Source organism: Christiangramia sp. LLG6405-1 (assembly GCF_045055805.1).
Lineage (GTDB): Bacteria > Bacteroidota > Bacteroidia > Flavobacteriales > Flavobacteriaceae > Christiangramia.
The window spans coordinates 2,889,572-2,912,578 of sequence record NZ_CP159330.1; the positions used below are offsets into that span (position 1 = coordinate 2,889,572).

Below are 23,007 nucleotides of genomic sequence, written 5' to 3' on the forward strand. Positions count from 1 at the left end.
TGTAAAACAAAAAAAGAGGGCTAAAATAGCCCTCTTTTCATTCAAATTTTAAAAGTTTAGTAACCCTCGTTCTGAGTTAGATTCGGGTTAGAAATAATCGCAGATGCCGGAATTGGAAACAATGTTCTGAAATCTTCAGAAGCATCTTTATAACTCCATGCTTCCGTAAATTTACCAAAGCGAATAAGGTCATTTCTTCTCCACATCTCTGTATATAGTTCTCTTCCACGCTCGTCCAGTAGATCTTTTGCTGTAACACTCCCTAATGGAGTTGCTTTACGAATCGTTCTAAGCTCATTTACTAATTCTGTTGCATCTCCGCCTCCACCATTAAGCGCAGCTTCAGCTTTCATTAGATGTGCATCTGCATATCTAAAGACAATCTTGTGTCCAGCGAAAGAACCATTTGTTGGGTGATACTTGATCACACGAACCCCAGTTGACTGGCCGTTACCTAAAAGTCCAGGAAGTTCCTTAGTAAAGCTAAGATCTTTACCTGCTTCTGCCTGTAATTTAGAACCGTCGATACCATATTGCTGACCAACTAGCATTCCAAATCCAATTTGAGAACCATCAAGCATTCCATCTTCATTTTCATCGAGCTGATCTACTTCACCATCACCATCAAAATCAACTCCTACAGCAGTTCCTTCAGTTGGAACATATCCTCTACGTTCTTCCTGACCATCACCCATAAAGTTTGAATTTGGATCACCTTCGAAAAGGTCATAAAATTCAGCTAAAGTGGTAAAACCATTCCAACCACCACCACCATTGGCAGGGGTATTCTGGTTGTAGTGTAACGTATGCCACATCATTGGACCTACTCCAGAATTCGTATACCAGATAGTTTCGTTATCAAGTTTTGGAGAGAATATACCAAAGTATCCTTCTTCAAGACCAAAGCCCATAGCGCTAATCGCATCAACATTGCTAATTACCTGTTGCATGTCACCAGCATCTGGAGAACCTGTTCCGGTGTAAACATGCTTATTTAAATACATTTTGGCTAGCATGAAATGAACCGCTGCTTTGGTAGCACGATTTGTAGCTTCGGTTCCTGGAGCTCCTGTCGAAATATTCGCGGCTGCTGTATTCAAATCTTCCATGATAAAGTCAAAAGCTTCAGATCTGGACATTACTGTAGGATCTACTTCAATTCCTTCATCTGGCCCTCTAAATGGCACCTGGCCATATAGATCCATGACCCAGAATGTAGCAAAAGCTCTTAGGAATCTTGCCTCTGCATCTTGTTGTGGAGTGGCGTTGCTTCTTTCATCAATAATCTCTGTTGTTCTAAAGATTATTGAGTTTTGATCATTCCACACGTTTCTAACGAATTGGTGAATTGGTGACCAGCTGTGTTGATGTAATGTTCTCCACACACCATTATCTCCCCAGTCTGTTCCTCTGGTAGGTACCAGAAATTCATCTGAACTTACTTCGTTAAGTCCGTAAAGGTTTTCCTGAGTTTCTAATTGTCCCCGTACAGCATCATAGATACCGCTCAAGGTCGCATCTACGTCACCCACACCTGTAAATTCTCCGGTCTGGTTTACGATGATCGAATCTGTTTCCTCAATTTCCAGGTCTGTACATGCACTAAAGACAAGCAGTGCACAGGCTGGAATTAAAGTAAAATACTTTCTATTTTTCATCATTCTTTTTTTTTAAAATTTAGCATTTAATCCAAATGTTACCGTTCTAGGTCTAGGGAATGCTGTATAATCGATACCAGCTGTTGGTAAACCATTTAGTGATTTATCTACACTAACTTCTGGGTCAAGACCTGAATAGTCGGTGATCACAAAAAGGTTTTGTCCATTTACATAAACTCTTAGATTTTCCACGAAAGAATCTTCAGCAAGAGGAATGGTATAACCAAGACTTGCATTCTGTAATCTTAAGAAATCACCCTTTTCAAGGAATCTTGTAGATACATCTGGAGCATTCGCTGGAAGTTCTCCGTTTGTAAGTACATCTGTAGTTACGTTTCTACCACTGTTTATACTACCTGCAGTAAAGAATGCATTGGCAGTATTGTTATAGATATAGTGACCAAACTGTCCTGCAAAGAAGATAGATGCATCAAAATTCCCAAATTCAGCTCTGGTATTAATACCAAGGTTTGTAGTTGGAAGTGCACTCTTATCAACGAATTGTTGAGCATCTCCATTAGGATAGATAGAAAGACCATTTTCGTCAAATCCACCAAACTCTCTTAAGTAATAGGAAAATAATGGACGACCTTCAGCTAATAACTGAGCAAAAGCTCCTGTAAGTCCCTGACCTGAAATTTGAGCCGTCTGGATCAAACCATCAAAATCCTGAAGTTCGTTATCATTGTAAGCTACGTTGAAACCAAAATTCCAGAAGAAGTTATCATTGTCGATTAGATCATAATCAATCGCGAATTCAACACCTTTGTTGATTACACTAGCATCTAAATTCTGGAAAGTGAAAGGTACCGGTGAAGGCTGAGCCTGTTCTGCTACAAGAAGAAGATCCTGGGTGTCCTTGTAGTAAAAATCGATACTACCAGATAATCTATCATTCATGAAACCATAATCGATCCCGACGTTAGCCTGAGCAGTTTCTTCCCATTTCAATCCTGGGTTAGCGAATCCTGCAGTTCCAAGTCCACCCCCATTAATGTTTCCACCATTATCAATTCCGTAGCCATTAAGCACACGACGAATCGTAAAGTTTCCATATCCAAGACCTTCCTGGTTACCTGTGATACCATAACCAAGTCTAAGTTTCAAGGTAGATAAAGCGTCTGGAGAAAAATCTTCCTGGTCAATCTTCCATGCAAATGCACCTGAAGGGAAATAACCATATCTGTCATCAGGACCAAATCTTGAAGATCCATCTGCTCTCATGGTGAACGTAAATAAGTATTTGTCCATCAAAGAGTAGTTCAACCTGGTAAAGAATGACTGAATTTCATCTGTATTATCGAAAGTACCACTTGTAAGTACTCTGGTATTGATTCCACCTGGCCCATTTACAGCTTCTCCTAATACAGGACCGTTATCTGTAAATAATCTGTCTACAAGTAATCCATCAGCATTGTAACGTAACTGGTTAAAACCACCATTTACCGCTCCATATAAAGCATCAATATCGCCTCTTAATTCTGAAGACATTGCTCCATTGTCTGTAGATGCAAATCCGAAACCGTTAGCGTATCTACCTTCTCTCTGGAAATCCTGAAAAGAATAACCAACTAAAGCTGAAAAAGTAGAGTTATCGAACTGCTTATCGTAGTTTACTACAAACTCCATTAATCTGTTCGTAGCTTCAAGATCGTTCAACTGAGCACGACCATTTCCTGGTGAGCCATTATCGAAGTTGATAACGTTTCCTGAAACTGAAGCATTCTGCTCAGATTCAGCTCTGTCATAACCCAAAGTTACTTTTGCATTCAGATTTTCAAGAATATCATAATCTGCAGAAAGGTTTAAAAGAATTCTGTCAGTTTCTGTTTCATTGCGAACATACTCAAGAATTTCCAATGGGTTTCTACTGTTTCCAACCGGGTCAAAACCTACTTCAGCAGGCCATGTTGGATTTGCGTAATACGCTGCACCCAGCAAGTCACCTGTAGATGGACCGTCATTACCAATTGGCGCCGCTTCATCCTGTACATTAGAAAGTGTCAATTGTAAACCAAGATTTAACTTGTCGTCAAAGAATCTTTGATTAGCATTTAAACGACCTGTAAGACGTTCCATTTTTGAATTCTCAACCACACCTTCAATTCCATTATATCCTAAGGATACACGAAGGTTACCAGAACTATAACTGTTCATATAAGATAAAGCATGATTTTGAGAAATCGCAGTTCTGAGGATCTGATCCTGCCAGTCTGTGTCTGCTCCAAAATCCTGAGCATCTCTGTCTCCGCCGTATTGATCTACAGCATCTAAAAATTGTTCAGCATTTAAAAGATCAAATTCATTGGCGGCATTTGCGATACTTACAGAACCATCATAAGTAAAAGAACCTCCCTGGGCTCCTCTACCAGACTTGGTCTGAATGATCACAACACCATTGGCACCTCTGGAACCATAAATTGCAGTAGCAGAAGCATCTTTCAAAACACTAATACTTTCAATATCACTAGGGTTTAAGAAGTTTAATGGGTTTCTTGAAGAGCTAGACCCAATTCCAAGGTCACCACCACCTGCAGCAGTAGCGTCACCAGCCAATGGCACACCATCTACAACGAATAATGGATTGTTATTAGATCTTACTGAAGTTGTTCCTCGAATACGAAGTGCGATTCCAGCTCCAGGCTCACCACTCGCCTGTGTAATCTGTACACCAGCTGTTTTACCCTGGATCAATTCTTCCGGGGAAGAAATGTTACCCTTGTTAAATTCTTCGGAAGTTACTGAAGCAACTGCACCGGTTGCATCTCTTACAGTTGTGGTTCCATAACCAATTAAAACTATCTCCTCCAGTTCAGAAGCATCCGTTTCAAGGTTTACATCGATAGTTTCACGACCACTTACCTTGATCTCCTGAGTTACATAACCAACGAAGCTATACATAAGCGTAGCGTCTGCCGGAACATTATTGATGGTGTAATTACCATCAAAATCTGTAGTGGTACCCGTCGATGTTCCCTTAATGGAAACGGTTGCACCGGGCAGCGGACCACTCTCATCTGTCACTGTTCCGGTTACAGTTTGCGCTTTTGCCATACCGAAGGTAATAAGTGCTCCGATGAACAAAAGGCTCCTGAAAATCAATTTTCTCATAAGTTAAAGTTTTAGTTGGAATCGCTCAAATACACGTTGAGCACGATAAATTTATATAATTTATTGTTAACAAAACAATCGGGATTCTGAATTTATAGGAATTCGCAAACGTTTGAAATTTTTAAACGTAAATTTCTTGCAGCAATTTTTAAAGAATCCTCAAAAAGATGGCGATAATGCAATGAAATGAGCATTATCGCCATATTATTAAAAATTTCACAATTTGATTTTTTTTACCAACAACTGTTGATAAATCTCAAATTTTTGGGATTATGACTAAGAATCTATAAAGACATCGCTTTTCCGCCACCAAGTTCACTTACCGGGCCGCAAGGAATATATTCTCCAGGAATTGGGTCATACCACATAACATTCTCACCCACTTCTTCGCTGTTCTTCCATGCCCAGATCGCCATATCCCGAACGTTATTTAGATAAGCATAAGCACCGGCATCTGAATCCATTTTAACATCAGGCTCCTGATTTTGTGCATCCTGAGTCTCGGTATTACGTTTCATATATTTCTCCTGATCTGCCGGAGTCGCTTTCAGATATTTCTTGAGTATCTGATCGTAATCTTCTTTTGCTCCATCGTCCTGTGATTTTTCGAATTCTTTTTCAAAGGCATTTGCAAAAGCATCTGCAGATCGTTTAAATTCTTTAGCTCTTTCTGGTTCAGCCACGGTATCCATGTAAGAATCAATGAACTGTGCAATATTGAGGTCTGAAGCTCCAGGTGTATCTGTCGCGGGTAAAATAGTATCGAGTACCTGTTTTAATGCAAGTCCGTTTGAAGCACTTAGGTATACCGGTTGCCAGTCATAATCAGGTTCATTCTTGCAGCTTTGCAAAAGACTTAATGCGGAAGGCCCTATTACAAAAACTCCTGCACCCAGTCCGAGATTTTTTATTAATTGTCTTCTATTCATGATAAAATCTTTTATGCATTAGACTTTTTAAAGTTTTTCGAGGCATGATCTGCCGCTCTTGCGGTCATCGCCATATAAGTTAAAGAAGGGTTCTGGCATCCTGCAGAAGTCATAAATGCTCCATCGGTTACGTATACATTCTTAGCTTCGTGAACCTGGTTATTTCCGTTAAGCACAGATGTCTTAGGATCTCTACCCATTCTGGCCATCCCCATTTCGTGAATTCCAAGACCTGGAGCACCAATATCATCGTAACCACTAACATCTTTAAATCCAGCTTTTTCAAGCATCTTTACAGCCTGATCTACCATATCCTTACGCATCTTCAGCTCATTCTCTTTAAATTCAGCATCGAAAGTTACGGTTGGTAGTCCCCATTCGTCCAGTTTATTATAATCAAGACTCATTTTATTTTCGTGATATGGCAGAGTTTCACCAAAGCCCATCAATCCCATATTCCAGCCTCCTGGTTCTGTCACCGCTTTCTTAAGATCTTCACCATAACCTGCTTCCGCAACGCTATCTGCCCAGTTCGTACGGCTTGCACCACCCTGGTAACCATAACCTCTTAAGAAATCAACTTCGCTATTACCGTTAAGATTTCTGAATCTTGGCAGGTATATTCCATTAGGCTTTCTTCCTTTATAATACATATCCTGAAATCCATCATAATTACCGGATGCCCCAGCTTTAAAATGATGATCCATCACATTATGTCCTAGTTCTCCTGAATCATTCCCCATACCATCAGGGAAACGATCAGATTTTGATTGCATTAAAATACTTGCAGAAGCCACAGCTGAAGCACAAAGAAAAACAACATTGGCTTTAAATTCCATAGTCTCTCCACTTTCAGTATCTACGACTTTTACTCCGGTAGCAAGTTTGGTATCTGCATCATACAGTACTTCACTCACGATAGAGTTTGGTCTCAAGGTCATGTTCCCGGTTTTTTCCGCAGCAGGTAAAGTAGAAGAGTTACTACTGAAATATCCTCCATAAGGACAACCACGAATACAGCGATTTCTAAACTGGCATTTAGAACGGCCCTCGAACTTTTTATCACCGGTTATATGAGCAACCCGACCGGAAGTCATTACCCGACCGTCGAAATTTTCAGAAATACTTTGTCTAAGATGATCTTCCACACAATTTAATTCCATTGGTGGTAAGAACTGACCATCTGGTAATTGACTCAAACCTAATTTCTCACCGCAAACTCCTATGTAGGATTCTACATAATCATACCAGGGAGAAATATCCTTATAACGAATAGGCCAATCCACTCCTGTCCCATCCTTTTTATTCGCTTCAAAATCAAGATCGCTTAATCTGTAACTATGTCTTCCCCACATAATCGATCTACCTCCAACGTGGTATCCACGCATCCAGTCAAATCTTTTTGTTTCATTATAGGGATGCTTTATATCATCTACAAACCAGTGTTTGCTAGGCTCGGCAACAGTATAGCCGGTTCTTGCCTGCTTTAGCTGTCGTTTTTTCTCTTCCCGTGGAACCTGTCCCTTGAATTTGTAATCCCATGGATCATCGTTCATCGTTGGATAGTCCTTGACATGTTCTACCATACGACCACGTTCCAAAACAAGCGTTTTAAAACCTTTTTCGGTAAGCTCTTTAGCTGCCCATCCACCACTAATACCTGTTCCAACAACTATAGCATCATAGCTGTCATTTTCATAATAGTTATTCACAATACATTGATTTATCGTTGAAAAAATAGTTCAAAGTCTACCAAATATATAAATTAATGCCTATAATTTTACATCTTTAAAAAAAAGACTACATTTAATTTTCAATCTTTCAATGGCTTTAAGCCATACAACCTAAGCATACCAAAAAATGAAATTCAGATCACTTAGAGCCTGCAGTCTCTTTCTTGCTATTAGCCTTTCGCTGTCCTTATTCTCTTGTAAAGATCAAGCTGAATCCAGTAAAGAGGATGAATCACAGGAAGTTGCAGAAAAAACAAATGATTCCCTATTCTTCAAAATTTCTTTGGCACAGTGGTCCCTTCACCGCCCTATTTTTGAAGGTAGTCTGGACCCGATGGATTTTGCTGAAAAATCCAGTGAAATGGGTTTTGAAGGAGTAGAATATGTTACAAGTTTTTATGCTGAAAAAGTAAAGGATTCAAAAACTCCTGAAGAGGATCTACAGAAAGTACTGGACACACTTAAAAACAGAAGTGAAGAATTTGGAGTTCAAAACTTACTACTTATGATCGATGGCGAAGGAGATCTTGCAACTACAGACTCTGTAGCAAGAAACCAGGCTGTAGAAAATCATAAAAAATGGGTGGATGCCGCTCAATTTCTGGGTTGTCATTCCATAAGAGTAAATCTGTTTGGTGACGAGGAAAGAGAGAACTGGAAAAACAATTCTATAGATGCCCTTAAAAAGCTATCTGAATATGCCGCAACCAAGGACATCAATGTATTAGTAGAAAATCACGGATACTTATCTTCAGATGCAGATCTTCTGGTTAGTGTAATGGATGCCGTTAATATGGAAAACTGCGGAACCCTGCCAGATTTTGGAAATTTCTGTTTGAAACGTGAAGGTGGTGCCAGATGGCAGGCAGAATGTATTGAGGAATTTCCAAAGTATGAAGGCGTGGAGAAATTGATGAAACATGCAAAGGCTGTAAGTGCAAAATCTTACACCTTTGATATGGAAGGCAACGAAGAAGTCATCGATTATAAAAAGATGCTACAGATCGTTAAAGATGGTGGTTATACCGGCTTTATCGGTATCGAATATGAAGGTACAGACATGGATCCTGAAAAAGGGATCAATGCCACCAGAGATCTTCTTATCAAAGCAGGAAAGCAAATTTAAACCAATTCCAACAAGTCCTATTTATGAGCAAATTAGTCCGCTTCCAATTATCCTTAATGATGTTCTTAGAATTCTTCATTTGGGGTGGCTGGTTCGTTACACTGGGAACCTATCTCGGTTACAATTTAGATGCAACAGACGTTCAGATCTCAACTGCTTTTTCTACACAATCCTGGGGAGCTATCATCGCACCTTTTATCGTAGGAATGATTGCCGACAGATTTTTTAATGCGGAAAAGATCCTTGGGATTTTACATCTTACAGGTGCAATTTTAATGTACTTTATGTATCAAAGCACAGATTTTGCTGAATTCTATCCGTTAGTACTTGGTTACATGATCGCCTATATGCCGACACTGGCTCTTGTAAACTCGGTTAGCTTTAACCAGATGAAAGATCCTGCAAAAGAATTTTCCTTTATACGTGTTTTCGGGACAATTGGATGGATCATAGCCGGACTGGTGATCAGTTATATTTTCTTCTGGGATTCTCCGGAATCAAGACAGGAAGGCATGCTGAAAAACACCTTCCTGATGGTAAGTATCGCTTCAGCATTTTTAGGAATTTTCAGCTTTACGCTTCCAAAAACTCCACCATCTGCAGATAAATCTAAAAAAGTAAGTGTCGTAGAAACGCTGGGGTTAGATGCACTAGGATTACTGAAAGACAGAAACTTTCTAATGTTCTTCCTGGCATCTGTTCTTATATGTATTCCGCTGGCTTTTTATTATCAGAATACAAATCCATTCCTTTCTGAAGTTGGAGTAGAAAACCCAACCGGCTTAATGACCATTGGGCAGGCATCTGAAGTTTTATTCCTGTTACTACTACCCTTCTTCTTTAAAAGATTTGGTTTTAAATTAACAATTATCGCTGGAATGCTGGCCTGGACCTTACGTTACCTGCTATTCGCTTATGGCAATTCCGGAGAACTAATATTTATGCTTATTACCGGGATCGCCTTACACGGGATCTGCTATGATTTCTTCTTCGTTTCTGGACAGATCTATACAGATTTTAAAGCCGGCTCAAAATATAAAAGTTCAGCACAGGGATTGATCACTCTAGCTACCTATGGCGTGGGAATGTTGATAGGTTTCTATGTGGCTGGTTTGATTACCAATGCGTACGTCACAGGAGACAAAATGCATGAATGGGAAACTATTTGGGTATATCCTGCGGCATTTGCATTTGGAGTCCTGCTCCTTTTTGCCTTATTTTTCAGAAACGAAAAGATCGACAAAAAAGATATTGAAATTTAAACATTGAATTATGAGTAAGATCAAACTCGGAATATTAGGTGGCGGTGAAGAATCTCTTATAGGAATTCTGCACAGAGTCGCAGCAAATATGTTCGACCAGTTTGAAATTGTAGGTGGTGTATTTGATACCAATCATCAAAAAAGTCTTGATTTTGGTAAGAAACTTCAGCTTGATCCTTCAAGAGTCTATCGTGATCTAGATAATCTTGTAGATGAAGAAGCAAAGCTTTCAGAAGAAGATAGAATGCAGGTAGTTTCAGTACTCACTCCTAATTTTCTGCATTTTCCAATGGCAAAACAGTTGCTTGAGAATGGTTATAATGTGATTTGCGAAAAACCATTGACCACCACTTTCGAAGAAGCTAAGATCCTGAATAAGCTTCAGAAGAAAAATAACAAGATTTTCGCGGTGACTTATACTTACACCGGGTATCCTATGATCAGGCAAATGAAGACCATGATCGCAAATGGTGAAATAGGTGAAATTCAGAAAGTAGATGTACAATACTACCAGGGATGGATCAATCCGTTAATTCATGATAAGGAGAAACGTGCGTCCACATGGAGACTGGATCCTGAAAAGTCTGGAATTAGCTGTTGTATTGGTGATATTGGAACGCACGCGTTTAATATGGCAGAGTATGTTACCGGAATGCAGGTGAAAAATATCCTATCAGACCTTAATTATCTATATGAAGATAATCCTATGGATATTGACGGAACCGTTCTTTTACGCTTTTCTGAAAAGATAAAAGGTGTTCTGCGGGCAAGCCAGATCGCAACAGGTGAAGAGAATAATTTTTCAGTCAAGATATATGGAGATAAAGGCGGTTTAAAATGGGAACAGGAAAACCCAAATTATCTTTATTTGCTAAAGGAGGATCAACCACTGCAAGTACTTAAACCAGGTCATGCTTATAATAGCCACTTCTCCCTTGAAGGAACTAAACTTCCTGCAGGACATCCTGAAGGGATTTTTGATTCTATGGGGAATATCTATTATGGAGTTGCGCAGGCAATAAAAGATAACAGCAAATTTGAAGGTGCATATCCAAAATTGCATGATGGCTATAGAGGAATGCATTTTATAGAACAAACAGTAGCTTCACACAAACAAGGTAATGTTTGGGTAAGCATGGAAGAAGAATAATATGATGAAGACAATAAAAGGACCGGCAGTTTTTCTGGCTCAGTTTATGGATGATCATGCGCCTTTCAATTCCCTGGAAGGATTGTGTAAATGGGCTTCAGACTTAGGCTATAAAGGAATTCAGATCCCAACCTGGGAAACCAGGCTCATCGATCTTAAAAAGGCTGCAGAAAGCAAAATGTATTGCGATGAACTAGCGGGCGCCGTAGGATCTTACGGACTAGAGATCACCGAGCTAAGCACACACCTGCAGGGACAGCTAGTTGCTGTACATCCTGCTTATGATCTAATGTTCGATAATTTTGCTCCAGATGATTATAAGAATAATCCGAAAGCAAGAACCGAATGGGCGGTAGATCAATTAAAATATGCGGCTAAGGCCAGTAGAAATTTAGGAATTGATATTCATGGAACCTTTAGTGGTGCTTTGTTATGGCACACCTTTCACCCCTGGCCTCAGCGACCTGAAGGACTTGTGGAGATGGGTTTTAAGGAACTTGCGAACAGATGGATGCCAATCCTGAACACTTTTGATGAACAGGGAGTTGACGTTTGTTATGAGATACATCCAGGAGAAGATTTGCATGACGGAGTGACCTTTGAACGTTTTCTTGAGGCTACCAATAATCACAAACGAGTGAATATTCTTTATGACCCAAGCCATTTTGTATTACAGCAACTCGATTATTTGGAGTACATAGATCACTATCATGAATACATAAAAATGTTCCATGTTAAGGATGCCGAATTTAAGCCTACGGGCAAAAAAGGAATGTTTGGTGGCTATGGCGATTGGAAAGACCGCGCTGGTAGATACAGACATCCAGGCGACGGACAGGTAGATTTCAAAAATGCTTTTTCTAAGCTTACTGAATACGGTTGTGACGTGTGGGCGGTGCTGGAATGGGAATGCTGTATCAAAAGTCCTGAACAGGGTGCTAGAGAAGGTGCTCCATTTATTCAGAAACATATAATTGAAGCAACTCAAAAGCGTTTTGATGATTTTGCAGGTTCAGAAATCGATGAAAATAAACTCAAGAATATTTTAGGAATTTAAACACTCAACAATGAAAAGATTAGCAATTATAGGCTGTTCAATATTAGCGCTTACTGCGTGTAAGAATGAAAATAAAGAAACCGAAGCTGAGAATATGGACTCTCAGGAGTCGGTTGCCATGCAGGAAGAAGAGCAGGAATGGCAGGAATTATTTAACGGTGAAGATCTTGATGGTTGGAAAGCATATAATAAAGATAGCATCTCTTCCCAATGGAAAGTTGAAGATGGTGTGATCGCCTTTGCTCCTTCAGCTGAAGAAAGAGAATCTTCTGAAAATCTTATTACTGAAGAGGAATTCGAAAACTTTGAAATGAGTTTTGAATGGAAAATTTCCGAAGGTGGAAATAGCGGTGTGATGTGGGCAGTTCAGGAAGATGAAAAATATGCTGAGCCTTATTTAACCGGACCAGAAATACAGGTACTGGACAATCAAAAACACCCAGACGCTAAAAATGGTCCAAACCGAACTGCAGGAGCCCTTTACGATATGGTTCCTCCAAGTGAAGATGCGACCAAACCAGCCGGAGAATGGAATAAAGAGACGATCTATATCAACCACGAAGAGAATAAAGGATGGGTAGAACTAAATGGAACTCTTGTAACTGAATTTCCAGTACATGGAGAAGAATGGGAAGAAATGGTAAAAAACTCTAAATTTGGTGAATGGGAAGGTTTCGGAGCTAATCGTAGTGGCCATATTGCCTTACAGGATCATGATGACAAGGTTTGGTATCGTAACATAAAGATCAAGGAATTATAAAATTCTGCTAAATAATAATTAAAGCTGCGTGATGCAGCTTTTTTTATACCCCATACTCTACAAAATAAAGTATCTTAAAAAAATAAAATTGATACATGAACAAGAAAGATATAAGCTTTAAAAATGCAGACGGTAAAGAACTGAAGGGAGTTCTAGAATTGCCACTTAATGAAACCCCTACAAATTTCGCGATCTTTGCCCACTGTTTTACCTGTAACAAAAATTTTCACGCACCTACGAATATTAGCCGGACGCTGGCATCACATGGCTACGGTGTGCTAAGATTCGATTTTACTGGCCTGGGAGATAGTGAAGGAGATTTTGAAGACACCAACTTTTCAGGAAATGTAGAAGACCTTATCTCGGCAGCTAAGTACCTCGAGGAAAATTACCATGCGCCTAGCATCATGATTGGACATTCCCTTGGAGGAGCGGCAGCCTTATTTGCCTCAAAACAGCTGGAAAGCATTCGTTGTATGGTCACTATAAATGCACCTTCCAATCTTACCCACGTAAAATCTCACTTTAAATCCAATATGAAGGAGATCGAGGAACAGGGTTATGCCGAAGTGAATATTGGTGGTAGAGAATTCAGGATCAAACAGCAATTTGTAAAGGACCTGGATGACAATGAGGATGCCACAGCGCTTCAGGAAATTAGAAAAGCTTTGCTGATATTACATTCTCCACAAGATAATATTGTGTCCATAGATCATGCTGAAGATTTGTATAGATCTGCTTGGCATCCAAAAAGCTTTGTGAGCCTAGATGGTGCAGATCATATGCTGAGTGATAAGAGTGACTCCTTATATACAGGAAACCTGATCGCTACCTGGGCTGCACGTTATATAGATTCCGAAGAAAAGGAAGAATTAAGTACAGATCATGAGGTGGTTGCAAACCTTGGTGAACATGGCTATACTACCCAGATTAGAACGGGAAATCATAGTTTTATAGCAGATGAACCTGCCAAAGTTGGTGGTGCAGATCTTGGTCCTACTCCTTACGAGTTGGTATCAGCGGGACTTGCCGCCTGTACTTCCATGACCATTCAAATGTATGCCCGCCGGAAGAACTGGAGTATTCAGAATGTAGAAACCCACGTTAGTTATTCGAAAAAGCATGCTGATGACTGCGAAAATTGCGAAGATGCCGGTGCTAAGATTGATACTTTCGAAAGAGAGATCTCGATCAAAGGTGATCTTGATGAAAAGCAACTGAAACGTGTGATGCAGATCGCAGATAAATGCCCTGTCCATAAAACCTTATCCTCTACCGGTAAAATATATTCCAAATTGCGTGATTAAGCGGGTATGGTTCTATTGTTAAGCTCTCCTTAAACTTTTGGCTGCACATGACAATAGGACTAATTTAGACCTGTAAACCGAATTTTAACCAATCGATACAGTATGAAACGTATTAGTTTATCTCTAGTTCTTTGCGCCGGATTAGTTTTCACAGGATGTAAAGACGACAAGAAAGAAAAAGAAATGGATGACCAGAATGAGACCGAAATGTCTTCAGAAATGGATAGCCAGAAAAATGATGAAAAGAAGAAAGCAAAAGTTACTTTGCAATCTGTTAGCAATTCAGACCTTAGTGGTAATGTAGTATTCACCCAGGAAGATGGTGAAGTTTCAATGACCGCAATTATTAGTGGTCTTGCTGAAGGAACTCACGCTATTCACATTCACGAAAAAGGCGACTGTTCTGCAGCAGATGGTAAATCTGCCGGTGGACACTGGAACCCAACTGGTGAAGACCATGGAAAATGGGGTGATTCAGAAGGTTTCCACAAAGGTGATATAGGAAACTTCGAAGTTGATGACAAAGGTAATGGAACCGTTAATCTTACTACCGATGAATGGTGTCTTGATTGTGGTGACAAAAATAAAGATCTTGCTGGAAAAGCAGTAATCGTTCATGATGGTGTAGATGATTATACGTCTCAACCTTCAGGAGCTGCCGGAACCAGAGTTGGTTGCGGAGTTATTGAAATGTAATAAGCATTAAATATTATTTGAAAGCGGCTATTTAGCCGCTTTTTTTATACCATATTATGAACTATATTTATTTTTTATAAATACTACTTATGCAGCAAGACGGTTTAATCCTTGAACTTCAGAATGGTAACCAAAGAGCTTTTGAAAGAATCTACGAGCTTTATTCTGAAAGTGTTTACGGGATTATTTTTAGTATAGTAAATGACAAGGATATCGCAGAGGAAATATTACAGGATGTCTTTTTAAAGATCTGGAATAACGCTTCATCTTACAACTCGAGCAAAGGAAGGTTTTTTACCTGGATTTTAAATATTGCCCGGAACGCTTCTATAGATCAGCTTCGCTCCAAGAGACACAAGAACAGCCAGAAAAACCTGACAGCAGATAATTTCGTAGATATTCTGGAAAGCAAGTCTAACTTCTCTGCTCAGGCAGATGCAATTGGAATTCATAAATATATTGATGTTCTAAAACCTGTTTGCAAAAAATTGATAGATCTGCTGTTCTTTAAAGGATTTACACAGAAGGAAACAGCGGAAGAGCTGGATATGCCACTGGGCACGGTTAAAACCCGAAACAGAGCGTGTATCAATTCACTTCGGAATATGTTAGCTGAATAAGAATGGAAATTAAAGAATACATAGAATCAGGAATTTTAGAGCTTTATGTTTATGGAGCTTTAACCGAAACTGAAAGCAGGGAAGTCTCTGCAGTACTCAAGAAACATCCTGAGGTTGAAAAGGAAGTTGAAGAGATCGAGGCTGCATTGCTTAAACTTTCGGCAGCGACAGCTCCTTACAACCCGGAGGCCTTGTTAGCAAGTATAAAAGCGAAACTATCCCGAAAAGGTGATCGTGAAGTAGTTACCATGGAAACTGAAAGTAGAACACCATGGGTATCCTATATTGGATGGGCTGCCAGTATCCTACTCTTAGTTGGATTATTCTTCCTGTTTGAAGATAATAACGATCTAAGGGAGCAACTGAATTCTGAAAAGGTTCGCAGTGCCAGAATGGAACAACAAATTGTTGATATTCGTGAAGATGCAGAAAAAAGCGAAGATCTCCTTTCCATTCTTAGAAGTAAGAACATTTCAAGGGTAAGCCTACAAGGTCAGAACGTAGCTCCTGAAGCATATGCAGCAGTTTACTGGAACAAGGAAGACAACAAAGCATACATTGATGCTAAAGAATTACCTGAACCTCCAAGAGGAAAGGTCTACCAGGTATGGTCTCTTAAAATGGATCCTTTAACACCAACGAGTATAGGTCTTCTGGATACTTACGCAGTAGACGACAACAAAATATTCGAGCTTGAGAATGCAAACCAATCGGAAGCTTTCGGTATTACACTAGAGCCTGAAGGTGGTAGTGAATCACCAACCATGGAGCAACTCTATGTACTTGGTGCAGTATCTGCTCCCTAACAAATAAAACAACTCCAATAGATTTTAAGAACCCTGCGTTATAACGCAGGGTTTTGTTTTTCTAGATCAATAAAAGCAAACTACACCTTATATAAATTAATAAGCCCCACGCGAATGCGTGGGGCTTACTTTGTAAACGTTAGAAGGATTTCCGAGGGTCCTCACTCCTAACATCTAACCAACCAAAAAAATCAAAAACTCAAATCGACATAATTCGACCAAAAATTATTCAAACAAACCGAGTTTATATATCAAGATATACGGAAGCTTCTTCCCTGCGGTTTTAAAATAATCAACTTTAACATTTCAACATCAATTGTTTAGCCATGATTTAAAGTCCTTAACCCGCTCACGGCTTACAATGATCTGAAATTCAGTAAAGTTTTCGATCTTCACTTCAAGTCTTGAATTGGAATAGGTTAGTATGTCTTTGATCGCTTTGATATTAAGGATACATTTTCGATTCACCCGGTAAAACCTTTCAGGATCTAATTCATCCTCCAGTTGTTCCAGAGGAATATCAACCGGGTAATTTCTCCCGGAATAACAATGCATATAGGTTGCTTTATTTTCAGAATAAAAGCAGGCGATATCGCTGGCTTCTACGAGTTTTAAGTGCTGTCCTACCTGAGCTGTAAAACGGGTTTTATATGTCTTCAAAGAAGATTGTCCCGTAAGCATACTTCTAATTTCCTGCAGGTCCAGACCTTCCTTCTTTCTCGTACTTTCAAATTTTGTGATTGCGGCTTCCAGTTCCTCGTCGTCAATTGGCTTCAACAGGTAATCGATACTATTTAATTTGAAGGCTTTCAAAGCATATTCATCGTAGGCCGTCGTGAAGATAATGGCACTTTTCGGAGAAACCTGTTCAAAGATCTCAAAGGAGAGTCCGTCGCTTAACTGGATGTCCAGAAATATAAGCTCAGGATCCGGATTATTCTGGAACCACTTAACAGCATCACTAACCGAATGTAGCATCACTTCCGTAGTCATTCCCAGATTAGTCAGCATTCTCTGCAAGCGTCGTGCGGCAGGTTTTTCGTCTTCAATAATTACTACTTTCGTCACAGTCCAGATTTATTTCCAAAGTTGCTTTTTGTCTTTTTCCATGATCTCTTTGATCTTACGCTCTTCCCAGGATTTTCCGAAGATAAAATTTGGACCGAATACGCTCGCCCAATGAGCGAATAAACCTATCCCCCAAAAGAATAGTGTAGAATAATTCTGCCACCTGGTAAGCCCTTCTTCGAAACCTGTCTGGCGTGTACTTACCACAAAAATGGCTATGTTCACGAATACATACACAATTAGGTGGACGTAAAAACCTTTGATATCTTTGATCCTTTTCTGCGCCTGCTTGTAGCGCATATCTTTTCTATAATCGATTTCCATTAGTTCCAGCTTTTATTTTGTTGTTGATCCTTTTCCATTAATTCCCTGATTTTACGCTCTTCCCAGTCAGATCCATATCCAAAAACTGAAAAACCGTGAATGGTCAATCCAATTCCCCATCCAAATAATGGAAACCAGAACCACTGGAAACCCCAGTAGGTAAAGTAATTTATAAATATTAGAAAAGGGATTACTACGCAGTAAGATATAAGGTTTCCATAAAATTCCTTGATCTCCTTTACTCTCTGTTTTGCCTTGAAATACGCATTTTGTTCGTTGATATTGGTCGATTCCATAATTGATATTTGTTTAGTTAGTATTGGAAGTTTCACCTTGAAGTGATCTTCATTTTGTTCGATTAATACTTTTCGTTCGGTCACCACATCATAGCGGTTTACGATATTCTGAAGCCCTACGCCTTTTCGATCGCCCAGAACTTCTTTTTTCTGAAAGTTGTTCTGTACAATTAGGTAGCCGTTTTCTTCAGTAATTTTAATATGTAGAGGCCTGCTGTCACTTACCACGTTATGTTTGATGGTATTCTCGAGTAACAGCTGTAATGATAACGGAACTACTTTTGCTTCTTCTGAAGATAATTGCTCAGGAAATTCAAAGAAGATACTGTCTTCAAAACGCATTTCTAGCAATTTCATATAGGTCCCTGCAAATTTCAGTTCTTCTGAAAGTGGCACCAGATCTTTATCTTTCTGTTCCAGCACATAACGGTAAACTTTTGAAAGTGAGGTAGTAAAACGTTGTGCCTGGTATGGATTTTCATCTATTAACGAAGCAAGCACATTCAGACTATTAAATAGAAAATGTGGATCTAATTGATTTTTTAATGCATCAAATTTAGCTGAAGCTGTTCCTGCTATGATCTTTTGCTCTTTGACTCTCTTCTCCTGAAGTGCTTTATAAAAATAAATAAGATGAAAAACCAGGGTAACGATCGTGGTAAATAGTAGCGGAAAGAAATAAAAGCTAAGACTTTCATTCTCGAGAAACTCCGGTATTGGCTGTTTTCCAAAAACTGTTTTATCAATTAGTCTGCATAGAAAATATCCCAGTAAGGTCAATATGATTGAACCGGAAGAAGCTATAAAAGCTCTTTTAAGTCCGGCATCTTTCCAGCCTACCTTTTTATTAAAGTAATAGAAATAAAGTACGTTTATCGAGGTTAGTACAAATGAATAAAAGAAATACATGGCCAGGTTCTCCCAGTCGGCAAGAGCCTTAAAGCTAAATCCATTGAAAGTAGCATCCAGTAGAGCTATGACTAAACTCACAATAACACTGATCTTTAATATTTTTAATAGGTTCTTCATTTGTATAATTCTATGTCAAAGATGTACTCTTTCTGTCTTTTACTGAAAGTTTTATTACTGAACTGTTATTTCTAATGGCTGAACTGTTAGAAGTTTGACCAATGTATTCGGTAAATTAGAAAATCTTTAAATTAAAAATGAATATCTTGGAAACAAATCATAAAATTCTACAAGCATGACAATTTTTGAAGCACTAAGACAGGAGCACGAAATACAGCGTGACCTGATCGACAAGCTTATAAAAACCGAAGGGAAAACTGAAGAAAGAAAAAAGATCTTTGAAGATCTAAAGCATGAATTAAAAATTCATGAAGATGCTGAAGAGCGTCATTTTTATATTCCGCTTATGGAAAAGGACATGACCCAGGAAAAGGCAAGACATAGTGTTGCAGAGCATCATGAAATGGATGAACTGGTTGAACAACTTGAAGATACCGAAATGGATGCTTCTAACTGGCTGAAAATCGCCAAAGATCTGGAACATCAATTGATCCACCATCTCGATGAAGAAGAGCAGGAAGTATTTCAGTTGGCTGGAAAAGTACTTACCGATAATCAAAAAACTTCTTTGGCCTCAGATTATAATAAGGAGATTAAAGAAAGAAGATAAATTAAAAAAGGCCGTCATACGACGGCCTTTTTTTTTATGTTTTATCCTTATCCATGGACATTCGTTCTTCATGACCTTTAAAAGGTCTTATGATCAATCTTGCAGCCTTGTCGAAGTTCACGTAATTATATAGCCAGTTAAAGAAAGTAACGGCTCGGTTACGGAAGCCTACCAAAAACCACAGGTGCACGAACATCCAGACGAACCAGGCGAAGAAGCCTGAAAATTTCCATTTATGCAGGTCTACTACTGCCCTGTTTCTACCAACAGTAGCCATAGTTCCCTTATCAAAATAATCAAAAGCTTCCAGAGGCTCTCCTTTGATCAATCTTTTTATGTTTTTAGCTAGATGTTTCCCTTGTTGTATAGCAGGTTGTGCCACCATAGGATGACCTCTTGGGAAGTCTTCGGTTGCCATTAAAGCGATATCGCCAATGGCGAAGATATTCTCGTAACCGTTAATCTGGTTAAAGGCATTGACCTCATATCGATTCGCTTTTTCGACCATAGCTGAAGCGTTCAAACCTTCTACAGGTGCTCCTGTCACTCCGGCTGACCAGATAAAAGTTTCAGTTTTTAGTGCGAGTTCCGTATTTGTTGTTACCAAATGACCATCATAGTTTTCAACCATCGTATTCAGGTGTACTTTCACACCAAGTTCTTCCAGCATTTCCTGAGCCTTTTCAGAAGCATGTTCACTCATAGGAGGTAAAACCCGTCCCATACCTTCCAGAAGATGAATGTTCATTTCGTTTGGATCCAGATCAGGATAATCTTTGGGTACTATATGATTTCGAAGTTCTGCAATCGCCCCGCTAAGCTCTACACCTGTAGGTCCTGCACCGGCAAGAACAAAATTCAGCAATGATTTACGTTTTTCGGGATCATCTGTGATGGTAGCCTGTTCCAGGTTTTCCAGGATAAGACTACGGATATTCAGCGCCTGCGGAACAGTTTTCATCCACATTCCATGTTCTTCAATACTATCATTTCCGAAGAAATTAGTTTTTGAACCCGTCGCGATGACCAGATAATCGTAGATAATATCACCAATACTGGTGTGAACGGTATTTTTTTCCGCAGAAATTGATTTAACCTCCGTAAGCCTGAAAAAACAGCGATCACTGGAACGCGTAATTTTTCTTAATGGATAAGCGATCGAATCTGGTTCCAGTCCCGAAGTGGAAACCTGGTAAAGCAATGGTTGAAAGGTGTGATAATTATGGCGATCTAACAAGACCATTTGCACGTCCTGCTTCAATAAATTTCTTGCCAGTGCCAGCCCGGCGAAGCCACCGCCAACTACTACAACTCTAGGTAAATCAGACTTTGGAATAATCATTTTCGGTTGGTTTTATTCAAATTTAAGATTCTTAGAAGCAAAGAAAGATGGATTAACTATAAATTAAAGATTTTTGTAACGCTACAGGCTTTTTATCTACCTATTAGTGCTAACCAAGAAGATTCGTGAACAAAGACCTAGAACATCAGTTTGTAACAAACCTGGAGCAAAACCAGAACATTGCACACAAAATCTGCCGTATCTATACCAATGATCAGGAATCGCATAATGATCTTTTTCAGGAAATTACGATACAGTTATGGAAAGCTTACCCCAAGTTTCGGGGAGATTCAAAATTTAGTACCTGGATGTACAGGGTTGCTTTGAATACGGCCATCACGCTCTACCGAAAAAAGAAGAAAAGTATACGAACCCAGGATTATGATAGTGTACACTTTAAAATAAAAACGGAAGCTTATGATGATACTGCGGAACAACATTTAAAACTAATGTATGATGCGATCAAACAATTGAACGATATCGACAAGGCACTGGTCTTTCTTTATCTTGAAGATAAAAATTATGCCGAGATCTCTGAAACTCTTGGGATCACCGAAGTTAATGCACGTGTAAAAATGAATAGAGTGAAAACGAAATTACAGAACATTATAAATCCTTGATAGCGTATGGATAATTTAGATCTATTAAAAAAGGATTGGAAGAAGCAGGAGAAGTCTATTCCCCAGCTGTCTTACGACCAGATATATAAGCTTATCTGGAAGCGTTCTTCTTCGATTGTGAAGTGGATATTTTTTATAAGTATTATTGAGTTTGGACTTGGAGCAGCATTGAATATTTTTGTCACAGATGATGAATACTGGGCTAAACTGGAAAAATATAATCTTACATTATTCTCAATTATAACATATGTGGTTTCTTACCTAATCACATTTTATTTTATCTATAAATTCTATAAAAATTACCGCGCAATCAATGCTACAGATAGCGCTGCAGTTTTAATGAAGACCATTTTGAAAGTTAGAAAAACCGTAAAATATTACATAGGTTTCATTCTGATCTCCAGTGCTTTCGTATTTATATTTTCCATTATAATCGTTTTTAGAACTCATGCACTGACACCGGAAATTGCTAATCCAGATATGGCTTTCGATTGGAAGAATTGGGTACTATTTATTGGAGGAGTTTTGCTTCTTCTGGCGGCAATACTTGGAGTTATCTGGTTGATCTACACGCTGGTCTACGGAATCCTGCTTCGAAGATTGCACCGAAATTATAAGGAATTGAAAAAGTTAGAAATGTAAAAGTAAAGCCGGAAGTGATTCCGGCTTTTTTTATTAATACCCGAAACGTCTTTGTTCGTTCAGGTCTTCCATCGCCTGTATTTCTTCTGAAGGAATTACTTTAAGGAAGGAAGGATGTTGCTCAATTGCATATTCCAGTTTCTTTACAATATCTTCAATACTATCATTCTCGTAATCAAATTCAAGAGGTTCCTTGATCTGAAATGTTTGAAGTATCCCTCGTTTTTTGATTCTAAGTCCTTTTTTATCAAATGATCTTCGGAAGCCATCGATCACGATTGGGATCACGATAGGTTTATGATTCTTGATGATATGAGCCGTTCCCTTCCGGATAGGTTTAAAAGGTTTCGTAGTTCCCTGCGGAAATGTAATCACCCACCCATCATCGAGTGCCGTACCAATGTTCTGAGTGTCGTTGGGATTAACATCTCTTTTTACCTCCTGCCCTTTTGCTCTCCAGGTTCGTTCCACAGTGATCGCTCCGGCATAAGCCATGATCCTGGTTAAAAGGCCTGCTTTCATGGTTTCCTTAGCAGCTACATAGTAGATATTTAGTTTTGGTTGCCAGATATAGCCTACATTTTTAATACTATCTACCCGTCCGCTTAAACTTGCGTTGAATACATGAAACATTGCCGTAACATCTGCAAAATATGTTTGATGATTGGAAACAAAAAGTACGTTGGTATCTGGTAGATTCTTGATGATCTCAGAGCCTTCTATCTGTAATTCATTATATCCACGATAGCGTCTGTGAGTTAAAACACCAAAAATGCGAATAAGCCACTTCTTCAAGAACTGATAATGTCCAAACGGATTTTTCTTAAACAATCCCATGCTACTTATTTTATCCTGTTGAAA

General features: G+C 39.1%; 21 protein-coding genes. 12 read left to right on the forward strand and 9 right to left on the reverse strand.

What is annotated here, in order from left to right; genetic code table 11:
• Positions 1-56: 56 nt before the first annotated feature.
• The 4 genes from ABVM50_RS13240 to ABVM50_RS13255 form a co-directional block, all read right to left on the reverse strand.
• Positions 57-1,661 carry a RagB/SusD family nutrient uptake outer membrane protein gene (locus tag ABVM50_RS13240; protein ID WP_405198995.1) on the reverse strand — a complete coding sequence of 535 codons (1,605 nt, stop codon included), beginning with the start codon at positions 1,659-1,661 and terminating at the stop codon, positions 57-59.
• Between the two features lie 9 nt (positions 1,662-1,670).
• The gene (locus ABVM50_RS13245) at positions 1,671-4,769 is read right to left on the reverse strand and encodes a SusC/RagA family TonB-linked outer membrane protein (protein ID WP_405198996.1); all 3,099 of its coding nucleotides are present in this window, start codon (positions 4,767-4,769) and stop codon (positions 1,671-1,673) included.
• A 284-nt stretch (positions 4,770-5,053) separates the two neighbouring features.
• Positions 5,054-5,698, reverse strand: a complete 645-nt coding sequence (locus ABVM50_RS13250; RefSeq protein WP_405198997.1) for a gluconate 2-dehydrogenase subunit 3 family protein — start codon at positions 5,696-5,698, stop codon at positions 5,054-5,056.
• Positions 5,699-5,709: 11 nt separating this feature from the next.
• Positions 5,710-7,410: a GMC oxidoreductase gene (locus tag ABVM50_RS13255; protein ID WP_405198998.1), complete on the reverse strand. Its 1,701-nt coding sequence runs from the start codon at positions 7,408-7,410 to the stop codon at positions 5,710-5,712.
• 148 nt (positions 7,411-7,558) lie between these two features.
• On the opposite strand from ABVM50_RS13255, the gene ABVM50_RS13260 reads away from it, so the two are divergent.
• The 9 genes from ABVM50_RS13260 (at position 7,559) to ABVM50_RS13300 (ending at position 16,215) form a co-directional block, all read left to right on the forward strand.
• A complete protein-coding gene (locus ABVM50_RS13260) occupies positions 7,559-8,557 on the forward strand; it encodes a sugar phosphate isomerase/epimerase family protein (protein WP_405198999.1) in 999 nt (332 codons plus the stop codon).
• 23 nt (positions 8,558-8,580) lie between these two features.
• Positions 8,581-9,819 carry a nucleoside permease gene (locus ABVM50_RS13265; RefSeq protein ID WP_405199000.1) on the forward strand — a complete coding sequence of 413 codons (1,239 nt, stop codon included), beginning with the start codon at positions 8,581-8,583 and terminating at the stop codon, positions 9,817-9,819.
• A gap of 7 nt (positions 9,820-9,826) precedes the next feature.
• Complete coding sequence (locus ABVM50_RS13270) at positions 9,827-10,969, forward strand: Gfo/Idh/MocA family protein (protein WP_405200712.1); 1,143 nt, start codon at positions 9,827-9,829, stop codon at positions 10,967-10,969.
• Positions 10,970-10,973: 4 nt separating this feature from the next.
• On the forward strand, positions 10,974-12,026 hold the full coding sequence (locus ABVM50_RS13275; RefSeq protein WP_405200713.1) for a sugar phosphate isomerase/epimerase family protein: 1,053 nt from the start codon (positions 10,974-10,976) through the stop codon (positions 12,024-12,026).
• Positions 12,027-12,036: 10 nt separating this feature from the next.
• On the forward strand, positions 12,037-12,786 hold the full coding sequence (locus ABVM50_RS13280) for a DUF1080 domain-containing protein (RefSeq protein ID WP_405199001.1): 750 nt from the start codon (positions 12,037-12,039) through the stop codon (positions 12,784-12,786).
• Between the two features lie 95 nt (positions 12,787-12,881).
• The gene (locus ABVM50_RS13285; RefSeq protein ID WP_405199002.1) at positions 12,882-14,093 is read left to right on the forward strand and encodes an alpha/beta fold hydrolase; all 1,212 of its coding nucleotides are present in this window, start codon (positions 12,882-12,884) and stop codon (positions 14,091-14,093) included.
• Between the two features lie 102 nt (positions 14,094-14,195).
• Positions 14,196-14,789: a superoxide dismutase family protein gene (locus ABVM50_RS13290; RefSeq protein ID WP_405199003.1), complete on the forward strand. Its 594-nt coding sequence runs from the start codon at positions 14,196-14,198 to the stop codon at positions 14,787-14,789.
• 89 nt (positions 14,790-14,878) lie between these two features.
• Complete coding sequence (locus ABVM50_RS13295; RefSeq protein WP_405199004.1) at positions 14,879-15,409, forward strand: RNA polymerase sigma factor; 531 nt, start codon at positions 14,879-14,881, stop codon at positions 15,407-15,409.
• A 2-nt stretch (positions 15,410-15,411) separates the two neighbouring features.
• Positions 15,412-16,215 (forward strand): anti-sigma factor domain-containing protein, encoded by an 804-nt coding sequence (locus ABVM50_RS13300; RefSeq protein WP_405199005.1) that lies wholly within the window; start codon positions 15,412-15,414, stop codon positions 16,213-16,215.
• Between the two features lie 312 nt (positions 16,216-16,527).
• Here ABVM50_RS13300 and ABVM50_RS13305 read toward each other — a convergent pair whose 3' ends face one another.
• From ABVM50_RS13305 to ABVM50_RS13315, 3 genes are all read right to left on the reverse strand, one after another.
• Positions 16,528-17,226 carry a LytR/AlgR family response regulator transcription factor gene (locus ABVM50_RS13305; protein ID WP_405200714.1) on the reverse strand — a complete coding sequence of 233 codons (699 nt, stop codon included), beginning with the start codon at positions 17,224-17,226 and terminating at the stop codon, positions 16,528-16,530.
• 66 nt (positions 17,227-17,292) lie between these two features.
• On the reverse strand, positions 17,293-17,607 hold the full coding sequence (locus ABVM50_RS13310) for a 2TM domain-containing protein (protein WP_405199006.1): 315 nt from the start codon (positions 17,605-17,607) through the stop codon (positions 17,293-17,295).
• Complete coding sequence (locus tag ABVM50_RS13315) at positions 17,607-18,932, reverse strand: 2TM domain-containing protein (RefSeq protein WP_405199007.1); 1,326 nt, start codon at positions 18,930-18,932, stop codon at positions 17,607-17,609. The genes ABVM50_RS13310 and ABVM50_RS13315 overlap by 1 nt, the downstream gene beginning before the upstream one ends.
• A 175-nt stretch (positions 18,933-19,107) precedes the next feature.
• Between ABVM50_RS13315 and ABVM50_RS13320 the strand changes: the two genes are divergently transcribed.
• Positions 19,108-19,542, forward strand: a complete 435-nt coding sequence (locus tag ABVM50_RS13320) for a hemerythrin domain-containing protein (protein ID WP_141877961.1) — start codon at positions 19,108-19,110, stop codon at positions 19,540-19,542.
• A 34-nt stretch (positions 19,543-19,576) separates the two neighbouring features.
• Here ABVM50_RS13320 and ABVM50_RS13325 read toward each other — a convergent pair whose 3' ends face one another.
• On the reverse strand, positions 19,577-20,884 hold the full coding sequence (locus tag ABVM50_RS13325; RefSeq protein WP_405199008.1) for an NAD(P)/FAD-dependent oxidoreductase: 1,308 nt from the start codon (positions 20,882-20,884) through the stop codon (positions 19,577-19,579).
• Positions 20,885-21,009: 125 nt separating this feature from the next.
• Here ABVM50_RS13325 and ABVM50_RS13330 point away from each other — a divergent pair, with 125 nt between their 5' ends.
• Both ABVM50_RS13330 and ABVM50_RS13335 read left to right on the forward strand, forming a co-directional pair.
• Positions 21,010-21,504 (forward strand): RNA polymerase sigma factor, encoded by a 495-nt coding sequence (locus ABVM50_RS13330; RefSeq protein WP_141877963.1) that lies wholly within the window; start codon positions 21,010-21,012, stop codon positions 21,502-21,504.
• Between the two features lie 6 nt (positions 21,505-21,510).
• Positions 21,511-22,146 (forward strand): hypothetical protein, encoded by a 636-nt coding sequence (locus ABVM50_RS13335; protein ID WP_405199009.1) that lies wholly within the window; start codon positions 21,511-21,513, stop codon positions 22,144-22,146.
• Between the two features lie 33 nt (positions 22,147-22,179).
• Here the strand turns inward: ABVM50_RS13335 and ABVM50_RS13340 are convergent, their stop codons facing one another.
• Positions 22,180-22,983 carry a lysophospholipid acyltransferase family protein gene (locus ABVM50_RS13340; protein WP_405199010.1) on the reverse strand — a complete coding sequence of 268 codons (804 nt, stop codon included), beginning with the start codon at positions 22,981-22,983 and terminating at the stop codon, positions 22,180-22,182.
• Positions 22,984-23,007: the final 24 nt, after the last annotated feature.